The organism is Paracoccus sp. UBA5162, from assembly GCF_002413585.1.
In the GTDB taxonomy this organism is placed as follows: domain Bacteria; phylum Pseudomonadota; class Alphaproteobacteria; order Rhodobacterales; family Rhodobacteraceae; genus Paracoccus.
The window spans coordinates 72,333-84,287 of sequence record NZ_DHXG01000073.1; the positions used below are offsets into that span (position 1 = coordinate 72,333).

Annotated in this window: 16 protein-coding genes and 1 tRNA gene; 7 read left to right on the plus strand and 10 right to left on the minus strand. The window is 64.4% G+C overall.

The window, feature by feature from the left end:
* The 4 genes from B4A72_RS11100 to fabI all read right to left on the minus strand — a co-directional run.
* A partial coding sequence (locus tag B4A72_RS11100; protein ID WP_292958298.1) for a PRC-barrel domain-containing protein occupies positions 1-584 on the minus strand: 584 nt, incomplete at its 3' end.
* A 251-nt stretch (positions 585-835) separates the two neighbouring features.
* Entirely contained in the window at positions 836-1,336 is a 501-nt protein-coding gene (gene gpt / locus B4A72_RS11105) for a xanthine phosphoribosyltransferase (RefSeq protein ID WP_292958296.1), read from the minus strand.
* Between the two features lie 13 nt (positions 1,337-1,349).
* Positions 1,350-1,964, minus strand: coding sequence for a LysE family translocator (locus B4A72_RS11110; RefSeq protein ID WP_292958294.1), 615 nt, complete (start codon positions 1,962-1,964; stop codon positions 1,350-1,352).
* A 39-nt stretch (positions 1,965-2,003) separates the two neighbouring features.
* Complete coding sequence (gene fabI / locus B4A72_RS11115) at positions 2,004-2,831, minus strand: enoyl-ACP reductase FabI (protein ID WP_292958292.1); 828 nt, start codon at positions 2,829-2,831, stop codon at positions 2,004-2,006.
* Between the two features lie 91 nt (positions 2,832-2,922).
* On the opposite strand from fabI, the gene pdxH reads away from it, so the two are divergent.
* The 4 genes from pdxH to B4A72_RS11135 all read left to right on the plus strand — a co-directional run bounded on the left by pdxH (position 2,923) and on the right by B4A72_RS11135 (position 4,936).
* Entirely contained in the window at positions 2,923-3,537 is a 615-nt protein-coding gene (gene pdxH, locus B4A72_RS11120; RefSeq protein ID WP_292958290.1) for a pyridoxamine 5'-phosphate oxidase, read from the plus strand.
* 170 nt (positions 3,538-3,707) lie between these two features.
* Positions 3,708-4,310: a cold-shock protein gene (locus B4A72_RS11125; protein WP_292958288.1), complete on the plus strand. Its 603-nt coding sequence runs from the start codon at positions 3,708-3,710 to the stop codon at positions 4,308-4,310.
* Complete coding sequence (locus B4A72_RS11130; RefSeq protein ID WP_292958286.1) at positions 4,297-4,818, plus strand: DUF192 domain-containing protein; 522 nt, start codon at positions 4,297-4,299, stop codon at positions 4,816-4,818. Before B4A72_RS11125 ends, B4A72_RS11130 begins: the two co-directional genes overlap by 14 nt.
* Positions 4,819-4,859: 41 nt before the next feature.
* Positions 4,860-4,936, plus strand: a tRNA-Pro gene (locus tag B4A72_RS11135).
* A 221-nt stretch (positions 4,937-5,157) separates the two neighbouring features.
* On the opposite strand, the gene B4A72_RS11140 is transcribed toward B4A72_RS11135, so the two are convergent.
* Together B4A72_RS11140 and B4A72_RS11145 are read right to left on the minus strand one after the other, a co-directional pair.
* The gene (locus B4A72_RS11140; RefSeq protein WP_283646777.1) at positions 5,158-5,634 is read right to left on the minus strand and encodes a disulfide bond formation protein B; all 477 of its coding nucleotides are present in this window, start codon (positions 5,632-5,634) and stop codon (positions 5,158-5,160) included.
* A complete protein-coding gene (locus tag B4A72_RS11145; RefSeq protein ID WP_283646776.1) occupies positions 5,631-6,209 on the minus strand; it encodes a YqaA family protein in 579 nt (192 codons plus the stop codon). Before B4A72_RS11145 ends, B4A72_RS11140 begins: the two co-directional genes overlap by 4 nt.
* 172 nt (positions 6,210-6,381) lie before the next feature.
* Here B4A72_RS11145 and ypfJ point away from each other — a divergent pair, with 172 nt between their 5' ends.
* The gene (gene ypfJ, locus B4A72_RS11150; protein ID WP_292958282.1) at positions 6,382-7,245 is read left to right on the plus strand and encodes a KPN_02809 family neutral zinc metallopeptidase; all 864 of its coding nucleotides are present in this window, start codon (positions 6,382-6,384) and stop codon (positions 7,243-7,245) included.
* A gap of 138 nt (positions 7,246-7,383) precedes the next feature.
* On the opposite strand, the gene B4A72_RS11155 is transcribed toward ypfJ, so the two are convergent.
* Positions 7,384-7,569 carry a hypothetical protein gene (locus B4A72_RS11155; protein WP_292958280.1) on the minus strand — a complete coding sequence of 62 codons (186 nt, stop codon included), beginning with the start codon at positions 7,567-7,569 and terminating at the stop codon, positions 7,384-7,386.
* 66 nt (positions 7,570-7,635) lie between these two features.
* On the opposite strand from B4A72_RS11155, the gene B4A72_RS11160 reads away from it, so the two are divergent.
* Together B4A72_RS11160 and B4A72_RS11165 are read left to right on the plus strand one after the other, a co-directional pair.
* Complete coding sequence (locus B4A72_RS11160) at positions 7,636-8,109, plus strand: type II toxin-antitoxin system RatA family toxin (RefSeq protein ID WP_292958278.1); 474 nt, start codon at positions 7,636-7,638, stop codon at positions 8,107-8,109.
* A complete protein-coding gene (locus B4A72_RS11165; protein WP_292958276.1) occupies positions 8,106-8,486 on the plus strand; it encodes a DUF4870 family protein in 381 nt (126 codons plus the stop codon). Before B4A72_RS11160 ends, B4A72_RS11165 begins: the two co-directional genes overlap by 4 nt.
* 63 nt (positions 8,487-8,549) lie before the next feature.
* Here B4A72_RS11165 and metK read toward each other — a convergent pair whose 3' ends face one another.
* The 3 genes from metK to B4A72_RS11180 all read right to left on the minus strand — a co-directional run.
* Positions 8,550-9,728: a methionine adenosyltransferase gene (gene metK / locus B4A72_RS11170; protein ID WP_292958274.1), complete on the minus strand. Its 1,179-nt coding sequence runs from the start codon at positions 9,726-9,728 to the stop codon at positions 8,550-8,552.
* Positions 9,729-9,732: 4 nt separating this feature from the next.
* Entirely contained in the window at positions 9,733-11,139 is a 1,407-nt protein-coding gene (ahcY, locus tag B4A72_RS11175; RefSeq protein ID WP_292958272.1) for an adenosylhomocysteinase, read from the minus strand.
* 282 nt (positions 11,140-11,421) lie between these two features.
* A partial coding sequence (locus B4A72_RS11180; protein ID WP_292978591.1) for a TetR-like C-terminal domain-containing protein occupies positions 11,422-11,955 on the minus strand: 534 nt, incomplete at its 5' end.

Here is an 11,955-nt window from a genome sequence, read left to right on the forward strand (position 1 = left end):
GCCGGATCGGCCGGGGCCATCGCCGGATCGGCCGGGGCCGTTGCCGGGTCGGTGGCCAGCGTGCCACCAGCCGCCGGCGCGTTGGCACCCGGAGCCGCCTCACGCTCGCGGAACACGTATTCCGGCGCCGCATCGGCCTCTTCCTTGGTCAACTCGCTGGTGATCTCCTGCGCGTCATAGTTGACCTTCAACTGATCCCAGGGCACGGCGATCTGTTTTTCACCGATGCCCAGGAAGCCGCCCACACCGATGATCGCCGCGATCATCGTTCCCTGTTCGGCGTCCACGATCAGATCGTTGATGTCACCGATTGCGGTGCCGTCGGGCGCCGTGACCGAGGTATTGGTGATCCAGTCCAGCCGCAGTTCGTTCGGCGCCTGTTCCTGCGCGACCTTGCCGCTGGCGGCAACATCCGCGGCTGCGGCTGCAGCCTGATTGTCGGCCGCGGCGGGGTCCGCGGCCGGATCGGTCGTCATCGGTGCGGCCGCGCCATCAGCGGGCGCTTGGGTATTGGTATCCTGCGCAAGAACCGGCGCAACGCCGAGGGGCAGGATAAAGGCTGTGGTCAAAAGAAGCTTACGCATGTCTTCCTCCATTGGTTTTACCAGCACGACCGATCAATCCGTGCGACCGGCAGGCGCTTCGAAGGACTAATGTCGGTCGACGTGACCCGGTTCCTGCGTTTTGTAAGAGATGGGCAGGATTCTGCCCGTCCCGGCAGGAAAAGCCATGCGGCCGGCCCCTTCAGGGGAAGGATCTCGCGTCGCACTTCAACCAGATACGCTGGTGTCAAGAGGCCGGCATCGCCATCCCGCGCCCCTGCCATGACGGGTTTTCAGTCCTCGCCCCGGTAGGGCTGGACATATTGCAGCGCCATGTCCCACGGAAAGAAGATCCAGGTGTCCTGGCTGACCTCGGTGATCCAGCTTTGCACCATCGGCTTGCCCTTGGGCTTGGCATAGACGGTGGCGAAATGTGCCTTGGGATACATCTCGCGGATCAGTTCCAGGGTGCGGCCGGAATCGACAAGGTCATCGACGACCAGGATCCCGTCGCCATCGGCCATCAACCCGTCATCGGGGCGTTTCAGAACCTCCAGCTGGCCCTGGCCCGCCTCGGCGCCGATTCCGCGGTAGGATCGAATCGAGATCGTGTCGATGGTCCGGATATCCAGTTCGCGCGCAACGATCATCGCCGGGACCAGTCCGCCGCGTGTGACTGCCACCACGGCGCGCCATTCGGTGCCGTCCAGCCGCCAGGCCAGGGCCCGCGCATCGCGGTGCAACTGATCCCAGCTGACGTGAAAACCCTTTTCGTGCGGCAAGCGGTCCATCATCGCGTCGTCTCCTTCAATGGCGCAGGATCAGGGACAGGCCCAGAAGACCGATGGCCAGACCCGCGCCGCGATCGATCCAGAATTTCGCGGCATAATAGCGCCGCCGCAGCCAAGGCAAAGCCATCATGCTGGCCAGGGCGGAATAGAAGCCAAGTTCCACCGACACCGCTGTCAGATAGACCGCGCCCTTGTCCAGCGCCGACAGCGGCGGGGGAAAGATCGACAGGATCACGGCGGAATAGAACAGCGCCGGCTTGGGATTGGACAGGTTGAGCGCGATACCGGCGGCGAACCCGGTTCCGCGCCGCCCCCCGGCCGGGCCGGGCAAGGGATCGGCCGCATGGCGCCACATCCTCCAGGCGATCCAGATCAGATAGGCACCGCCGGCGATCTTCAGCGCGGTATAGGTCCAGGGCATCAGCCCGAACAGCATCGTCAGACCCAGAAGCGAGAACAGGCACCACAGCGAAGCGCCGAAGGCCAGCCCCCAGCCATAGGGCATCGCGCGGCCCCGACCCAGGGCGAAGGCGCTTTGGCTGACCGCGATCACGCCGGGGCCGGGCGACAGGATCGCCACCGCCAGCGTGGCCGTGAACAGCACAAGCTGATCTGCCGAAACGCTGTTCATCAGCCTTCTTCGTTGCCCAAATACCCCTGACCCGCCGGATCAGTCCTTTTTGACGGTGGCGATATCGGGCGCGTCAACCGCCTTCATGCCGACGACATGATAACCCGCATCGACATGGTGAACCTCGCCGGTGACCCCCTGGCCCAGTCGCGACAGCAGGTAGAGGGCGGAATTCCCGACATCCTCCTGCGTGACATTGCGCCGCAGGGGTGAGTTCAGTTCGTTCCACTTCATGATATAGCGGAAATCGCCGATACCGCTGGCCGCCAGTGTCTTGATCGGCCCGGCGCTGATCGCGTTGACGCGGATTCGGTCCTTGCCCAGATCCTCGGCCAGATAGCGGACCGAGGCTTCCAGCGCCGCCTTGGCGACGCCCATCACGTTGTAATGCGGCATGACCCGTTCGGCGCCGTAATAGGTCAGCGTCAGGATGGAACCGCCATCGGGCATCATCGCGGCCGCGCGCCGCGCGACGGCGGTGAAGGAATAGACCGAGATGTCCATCGTCTTCAGGAAATTGTCCCGCGTCGTGTCGGCATAGCGGCCACGCAGCTGATCCTTGTCGGAAAACCCGATGGCGTGGACCAGAAAATCAAGGCGGTCCCAGCCATCGGCCAACCGGTCGAACAGCGCGTCCACCGACGCCTCGTCGCCCACGTCGCAGGGCAGCACGGTCGTCGAGCCAAGCTGCCCCGCCAGCGGATCGACGCGCTTTTTCAGCGCCTCGCCCTGATAGGAAAAGGCCAGGTCCGCCCCTTCCGCGGCCAGGGCCTTGGCGATGCCCCAGGCGATCGACTTGTCGTTGGCCAGTCCCATGATCAGGCCCCGCTTTCCGGCCATCAGACCGCCCTGATGCTCGCTCGACATGTGGGACCTCTCGCCTTTTCAACTCGTTGTGATAGTGCTTAGGCCAAAGGCTTGGCAGCATCAAGCGTCAGGAAACACGAGGGATCACAAGATGACGGATCGCAGCGGCATCTTTGCGGGCGAGGACCCGTTCGACATCGCGCGGACATGGCTGGACGAGGCGAAGGCGGTCGAGCCCAATGATCCCGACGCCATCGCCCTGGCGACGGTGGATGATGAGGGAATGCCCGATGTGCGCATGGTCCTGCTGAAGCAGATCGAGGGCGCCGGGACCAGGGGCGCGTTCGTCTTCTACACCAATTACGACAGCGCCAAGGGCCGCCAGATTGCGCAGAACGGCAAGGCCGCCTTCGTCATGCACTGGAAATCACTGCGTCGCCAGATTCGCGTTCGCGGCGCCGTCACCCGCGAGGACGGTCCGCAGGCCGACGCCTATTTCGAAAGCCGCGCCCTGCAAAGCCGGCTTGGGGCCTGGGCCTCGCATCAGTCGCAGCCGCTTGACAGCCGTGCCAGCCTGGTTTCGGCCGCGGCGAAGCAGGCGCTGCTGCGCGGCCCCTCGCCGGCGCGCCCGCCCTTCTGGGGCGGCTTCCGCATTCATCCCCGACAGATCGAGTTCTGGGCCGACGGCGCATTCCGTCTGCACGACCGCTTCTGCTGGCGGCTGCAGGCAGATAATCGCTGGTTTGTCACGCGCTTGTCGCCTTGAGGCTTGACGCATGAGGTCTTCGGTATAAGGCTGGGAATGCCTCGCGTTGATTTGACCCGCTTGAAATCGGAGCGCCTTCATGTGACCTGTGCGCGCCCCATATCTGGAGAACCGACAAGGTTGCCGGTTTGACGTTCTGAAACAAGCGCATTGCGCGGAATGAAATGACGATGAGTGATGAAAACGGTGCTGTTTTGCAAAAGGGCCTGGTCAAGTGGTTTGATCCGGGCAAGGGATACGGCTTCATCCTGAACGAACAGGGGGGCGCCGACATTCTGCTGCACGCCAACGTGCTGCGGAACTTCGGGCGGTCTTCCGTCGCCGATCAATCGCTGGTCACCTTCTATGTCCAGCCGACGGCACGTGGCCTGCAGGCCTCCGAGATCGTCTCGATCGAACCGCCGGAATCCGACGGAACGGCGCCGATCGCCGATCTGGACAACGGCATCATCGAACATCTCGACCAGTTGCCGCTGCATCCGGCGCGGGTGAAATGGTTCGACAAGTCCAAGGGTTTCGGTTTCGCCAATATCTTCGGCCATCCCGAAGATGTCTTCCTGCATGTCGAGGTGCTGCGCCATTCGGGTTTTGCCGACCTCGCCATCGGCGAAGCGATCGCACTGCGCGTCGTGGAAGGGCCGCGGGGCCTGATGGCCGCGCAGATCGCAAGCTGGGATCAGGGCATGACGACACAAGGGGGTGGCAGTGCCGAGATCCCGGGCCCTTTTGTCGATGACTCAGACGAGGCGCTGCTCGCCCATGTCGCGGAATAGACCGGTCGCGACCGCGCTTCTCCTGCTGACGATGATGAGCGCCGTGACCGCGCAGCCTGCGGTGGCTGCGCTGGAACCTGCGGCCTGCGCGCAGGACGTGGCTCTGTTCATGACCCCGGACGGAGCGCGCGCGGTCCGTGTCGAGATCGCCGACGATCCGCAGGAACGCGCCCGGGGCCTGATGTTCCGGGAATCGCTGCCAGCGGATACGGGGATGCTGTTTCTTTACGAAACGCCACGCGAATCCAGCTTCTGGATGAAGAACACCTATCTGCCGCTGGACATCGTCTTCATGGATGCGCGCGGCGTGATCCGCTACATTCACCGCAATGCCCGGCCGCTGGACGAGACCCCGATACCCGGCGCCCTGGCGGGCGATCCCGATCCGCTGCGGCTGGCGATTCTGGAAGTCGCGGCAGGAGAGGCCGACCGTCTGGGACTGGCTACGGGTCAGCCGATGGCCTATCCGGCGCTGGACCAGGGTCAGGCGGCCTGGCCCTGTCGTTAGGCCTTTCCCCGGCCGGCGCGATCCGCTAGAAGCCGCCTCGTCGGGGCGTAGCGCAGCCTGGTAGCGCGACGGTTTTGGGTACCGTAGGTCGGAGGTTCGAATCCTCTCGCCCCGACCACCATTCGCATTCCGACGCAGAGGGCATCAGTCCCCTTCGCCCCACGATAGGACCTGCCGGTATTGCTGCGCAATGGCTCGGGTCTTGCCCGCTGCCAGAGGTCAAATACCTTGGGCGTGCCGCATCACGACCATCCGGAATGATGGCATGCCCGAACAGAAGGCGCGGCGCGCGCTGTGAAGCGGCTGCGCGCCAGACGAAGGGCCGCAGCAAGTCCGACCCTAGATTGATGAACGGCCCGCGCGGGCAGCCATGCCCCAGATTGCCGCCAGCCCTGCGGAAAGGATCGCGTTCCAGCTGGCCATGGACAGGCCCACAAAGCGCCACACGACCTCGTCGCAGCGCACGACCGGGGCGGTTTTCAGCTTTGCCGTCAGATCTTTCAACGACATCTTCGCGAAGTCGGTCACCCCGCCCGAGCATTGCGACGGCCCCGGCCACCAGCCGATTTCGACCCCGGTGTGATAGATGGCAAGGCCCATAGCAACGGCTACCGCTGCCATCCCCAGCACGGACAGCGGTCGCACCCATCCGGTCAGCCAGATCAGCGCGCCGATCACCACCGCCACGACATGCGGCCAGCGTTGCAGGATGCACAATTCGCAGGGCGCATAGCCGGCGGCCTGAAATCCTAGCGCGGCGATCAGCAGGGCCGCCGAACCCGCGGCGGCCAGAAGGGCAAGTCTTGTTCCGGTCACAGATACCTCAACGCGGCAAAACCGCCGATCAGCGCAGCCATGAACAGGGTGAAAACCAGCCCAAGCCGACGCTCTATGAAGTCGCGGATCGGCGGGCCAAAGCGCCACAACAGCCCCGCGACGATGAAGAACCGGCCCGCGCGACCGATGATCGAGGTCAGGATGAACAACGGCAACGAAAAGCCGACGGCGCCCGAAAAGATCGTGATGACCTTGAACGGAAAGGGCGTCAGCGCCGCGAACAGCACCGCCCAGCCGCCATAATCCGCAAAGCGCGCGGCAAGCTGGGCATAGGCATCCTGCTTGCCATAGGCGGCCAGAACCGCCTGACCCAGGCTGTCCATCAGCGCCGCGCCGATCCAGTAGCCCAGCATCGCGCCCAGCACCGACCCGGCGGTCGCGATCAGCGCGACGGCCATCGCCTTCGAGCGACGCGCCAGAACCATCGGGATCATCAGCACATCCGGCGGAATCGGAAAGACCGAGCTTTCGATGAAACTGACGCCGAAAAGGGCGGTCATCGCATGGCGATGGGCCGAAAGCCCCATGGTCCAGTCGTATAGCCTGCGCAGCATTGCATTCCCCTTCGGATCGAAACGTTGCATCCTCTGCCGGGCGCGCGGCGTCAAGTCACTTCCGCGCCGCTCGCGTGCCCCGCGACCGTCCGCACGGCGCGAAAGCCGGGAACCGGGCGGGGTAAGCGGCGTTCGGCACAAGGGACCGCAGATCCTCGGAGGAAACCGTCGGATGAAATGGCAAGGCAGGCGCGGCAGCAGCAATATCGAGGATCGGCGCAGCATGGGCGCGACCGGGGCCGGCGGCATCGGCGTCGTGGGAACGCTGGTCGTGCTGGCCGTGGGATATTTCTTCGGCGTCGATATCACCCCTGTGATCCGCCAGATAGACCAGAGCCAGAACCAAACCCAGCAGGGGCGCCAAGGCAGCGTGCCGCTGACGCAAGAGGATCAACGCTGGGGCGATTTCGTTTCGGTCGTGCTGGCCGATACCGAAGAGGTCTGGGCCGGCATTCTTCCCGAACAGGCCGGCATGGATTACCGCAACCCGACCCTCGTGCTTTACGGGGGCGTGGTGCAATCGGCCTGCGGCGGCGCCTCGGCGGCAATGGGGCCGTTTTATTGCCCGAACGACCAGAAGGTTTATCTGGACACCGATTTCTTCAATCTGATGGCGCAGAAGATGGGCGCGGGCGGCGATTTCGCCTATGCCTATGTGATCGCCCACGAGGTCGGCCACCACGTGCAGAATCTTGTGGGCACGCTGTCGCGGGTCAACGCCAGCCGCCAGCGCATCAGCGAACGGGATTCAAACGCGCTGTCGGTCCTGACCGAGCTTCAGGCCGATTGCTATGCCGGGATCTGGGCGCGGCAGGCGCGGGATCGATTCGGATCGCTGGAACAGGGCGATCTGGAAGAAGCGGCCAATGCCGCCCGCGCGGTTGGCGACGACGTGATCCAGTCCGGCGCCGGACGGACGCCGGTGCCCGACAGCTTTACCCATGGCAGCGCCAGGCAACGCCAGACATGGCTGATGCGTGGTTTCGAATCAGGCGACATGGCGCAATGCCAGACATTCAGCGAGGCCGGACCCTGAGGCCCGCCACGCAGCCGGAAAGGAGGATGACATGTTGATAACGATCGGATTGCTGGGACTGGCCGGGCTTGCGGCCGCCCACGCCGCGCAGCCGCGCCCGCGCCGTGTGCGGGCGGATGCGCCCCGCCATTGATCTCACTACCGGGGCAGTCGCAGGCCGCGACCGTTCTGCATCTGCGCCCAGTCGGGCCACAGGTCCAGCCATTCCAACGCCAGGATGATCAGTCCGGCCGCCACGATCGCGAGAACCAGCTTGACCATCCGGGCGCTTGGCGGGTGCCGCGCCCATCGCGATGCGCGAAGAAACCAGATCAGGTTGTTCATTCCCGGCCTCGCCTGCTAGATGCGCAGAGCCGACCAGACAACGCGCCCAAAGACAAGAGCCCCGCCTTGCCGCAACACCAGGACAACCGCGACCTTCCCTACAGCGCCCGCCAGATGTTCGACCTCGTCGCCGATGTCGAACGCTATCCGGAATTTTTGCCCTGGAACAGCGCCGCCCGCGTACGGTCGCGCCAGACCCGACCGGACGGCGCCGAGGAGATCGCGGCCGATCTTGTCATCAGTTTCAAGGTCTTTCGCGAACGTTTCGGCAGCCGCGTCGTGTTGTGGCCCGCCGATCCCCGGACCGGCGCCCTGAAGATCGACACCGAATATCTGGACGGCCCGTTCAGATACATGCGCAGCGGCTGGACTTTCCACGACCGTCCTGAAGGCGGCTGCCGGGTGGAATTCTTTGTCGATTTCGAATTTCGCAACGCCATACTGCAACGCCTGATCGGCGTCGTCTTCCACGAGGCGATGGCGCGCATCGTCCGCGCCTTCGAGGATCGCGCCCGCAACCTGTACGGAGCCCCGTCATGACCGATATGCCACCCCCGCCCGCAGCCGAAGCCGCGACCGGCCCCGGCGATCCGTTGCTGCCCGCGAAACTGATCTATGGGCTTTACGCCATCGGCTATGCGGTAGCGATCACGACACTGGTCGGGGTGGTTTATGCCTATATCGCCAGGGGCCGGCACCCGGTTCTGGACACGCATCTGACCTTCCAGATCCGGACGTTCTGGATCAGCCTGCTGATCGCGGTCCTGGCCGTCGTCACGATGGTCGTGGGCCTCGGCTTCCTGATCTGGGCCTTTCTTGCGGTCTGGGGCGTGATTCGCGTCCTGTCGGGCTTTCTGCTGGCCAATGATGGCAAGCCGGTCACCGGCACGAAATACTGGGGCATGATGGCGTTCTGAGAACGCGCGACCCGGCATCCCCGGCTGGCCGGTCCGGCATCCGGGGCAAAGCGCCCCGGCCGGTCAGCTCAGCGCCGCTTTCAGCGCCTCGGCGCGGTCGGTCCGTTCCCAGGAAAACGCCGTCGCCCCGGCCAGCGCATGGGGATCGCGGCCGAAATGGCCATAGGTCGCGGTCGGCCGATAGATTGGATGCAGCAGGTCCAGGTCGCGGATGATGGCGAAGGGGCGCAGGTCGAAGACCTCGCGCAGGGCGGCCACGATCCGCTCGTGCGGCACCGTCTCGGTTCCGAAGGTGTTCAGGCTGATCGAAGTGGGCCGCGCTTCGCCGATCGCATAGCTGACCTGAATTTCGCACCGGCTGGCCAAGCCGGCTGCGACGATGTTCTTGGCCACCCAGCGTCCCGCATAGGCGGCCGAGCGATCCACCTTGCTGGGATCCTTGCCCGAGAACGCGCCGCCGCCATGCCGGGCCATGCCGCCATAGCTGTCCACGATGATCTTGCGCCCGGTCAGCCCGCAATCGCCGACCGGCCCGCCGATGACGAATTTACCGGTCGGATTGATGAAATACTTGGTTTCGGGCGACAGCCATTCGGCGGGCAGGACCGGCTTGATGATTTCCTCGATCACTGCCTCGCGCAGATCGGCCAGGGTGATTTCGGGATTGTGCTGGGTGGACAGGACCACCGCGTCGATGGCCTCGGGCCGGCCGTCCGCACCATAGCGCAGCGTCAGCTGCGACTTGGCGTCCGGGCGCAACCAGTCCAGCGTGCCGTCGCGCCGGACCTTCGACTGACGTTCCACCAGCCGATGGGCATAGGTGATCGGCGCAGGCATCAGCACGTCGGTCTCGTCGCTGGCATAGCCGAACATCAGTCCCTGATCGCCCGCGCCCTGTTCCTCGAGGCTCTGGCGATCGACGCCCTGATTGATCTCGGGCGATTGCTTGCCGATGATGTTGATGACCGAACAGGTGGCGCCGTCAAAGCCGACATCGCTGCTGGTATAGCCGATATCGTTGATGACGCCGCGCACGATGGATTCCAGATCGACCCAGGCGCTGGTCGTGATCTCGCCCGAGATGATGGCGACCCCGGTCTTGACCATGGTTTCGCAGGCAACGCGGGCGCGCGGGTCCTCGGCCAGGATGGCGTCCAGGATCGCGTCGCTGATCTGGTCGGCGATCTTGTCGGGATGACCCTCGGACACGGATTCCGAGGTGAACAGCGAATATTCGGTCATGAGGTCAGTACCGGTAATGATCTGATTTGAAGGGCCCCTCGGGCGTCACGCCGATGTAATCGGCCTGTTCCTTCGACAGGGTGGACAATTTGACGCCGATCTTGTCCAGATGCAGCCGCGCGACCTTTTCGTCCAGCGCCTTGGGCAGGATATACACGCCCGGCTGGTAATCCGCGCCCCTGGTCCAAAGCTCGATCTGGGCCAGAACCTGATTGGTGAAGCTGGCCGACATGACGAAGCTGGGATGGCCGGTGGCGTTGCCCAGATTCAGCAGACGGCCCTGGCTCAGCAGGATGATGCGGTTGCCCGAAGGCATCTCGATCATGTCCACCTGATCCTTGACGTTGGTCCATTTGTGGTTCCGCAGAGCCGCGACCTGAATCTCGTTGTCGAAATGGCCGATATTGCCGACGATGGCCATGTCCTTCATCGCGCGCATGTGTTCCAGCCGGATCACGTCGCGGTTGCCCGTCGTGGTGATGAAGATGTCGGCGCTGTCGGCCACGTCTTCCAGCCTCACCACCTCGAACCCGTCCATGGCGGCCTGAAGCGCGCAGATCGGATCGACTTCGGTGACCTTGACCCGCGCACCGGCTCCGCGCAGGCTGGCCGCGCTGCCCTTGCCGACATCGCCATATCCGCAGACCACGGCGACCTTTCCGGCCATCATGACATCGGTCGCACGGCGGATGCCATCGACCAGGGATTCCTTGCACCCGTACTTGTTGTCGAATTTCGACTTGGTCACACTGTCGTTCACGTTGATCGCGGCGAAGGGCAGCAGCCCCTTGCGATGCAGGTCGTAGAGACGGTGAACGCCGGTGGTGGTTTCCTCGCTGACGCCCCGGATCGCGTCGCGCTGACGGGCGAACCATCCCGGCGTTTCGGCCATGCGCTTGCGGATCTGGGAAAACAGCGCCTCTTCCTCTTCGCTGGCGGGGGTGTCGATCAGTTCCGTCTCGCCCGCCTCGACCCGCGCGCCCAGCAGGACATACATCGTCGCATCCCCGCCATCGTCGAGGATCATGTTGGCCGTGCCGCCGTCCTTTTCATTGCCCCCGAAGCGGAAGATCCGGTCGGTATAGGACCAGTATTCGGCCAGCGTCTCGCCCTTGATGGCAAAGACAGGCACGCCGGTGGCGGCGATGGCGGCGGCGGCGTGATCCTGGGTCGAGAAGATGTTGCACGATGCCCAGCGGACCTCGGCCCCAAGCGCCACCAGCGTCTCGATCAGCACGGCGGTCTGCACGGTCATGTGCAGGCTGCCGGCGATCCGCGCCCCGGCCAATGGCCTGGCCTCGCCATATTCGGCGCGCAGCGCCATCAGCCCGGGCATCTCGGTTTCTGCGATGTCCAGTTCCTTGCGGCCGAAATCGGCCAGCGCGATATCCTTGATGATATGATCGGTCACGGGGTTCTTGCTTTCACAGATCGCGGGTTGCCGAGGGCATAGCGCAAGCAGCCTGCAGGGGAAAGAGGCCGCGCCCTTCTGTGGAGGACCGATCCCCTGGGCCTTCACGCGGGCCGGCCTGCGGCAAAAAAGGCTGCGACGGAACCCCAGATCCGCCGCAGCCCGGAAAGCGGCAGTGCGCTGCTCGCTTCCCGTCGGGTTCAAGCCTTTATTATGCCCGAAAAGCGTGAAGAAAGATCCAAGCGCAATCGGATTGCCGTGACCCGGCGGACGTCACCGTGATCACGCGGGAATGTTCTGATTCCCGGAGCCGCGGGCGGGTACGCTGCCGCGCGCGGCACGATGAACAAAGTCACGCAGCGCCAGTTTGGCGATCCGGGCCGCCGAGAAACAGGGCACGTCCGGCAGCGTGTCGTGCAGCCGCCCCTCGACGATCATCCTGCCAAGCCCTATGACGAAGGCGTGCGAGGACAGGGCCATCAGCGGAATGTTCTCGTCCGGTTTCAGGCGGCCGGCATCGCGCGCACGTTCGAGGGTCCTGATCATCAGATCCACCATCGAATCGATATAGCGGCTGAGCTGCGGCGTCGCCTTGGCATTGAGAACACGTTCATCCTGCAGCAGGCGGAATTGCGAAGGGTTGGCGCTGGCCCAGTCGATATAGGTCTCGCCAAGCGCGATGAACTGGGCGACGGAATCGTCCGGGTCGACCTGAACGACCGCCTTCACCGACGAATCGATCAGCCATACCAGCGCCTGTTCGGCGGCGGCCACCAGCACGGAACGGTCGTCGGGAAAGATGCGATGCAGGTCCTT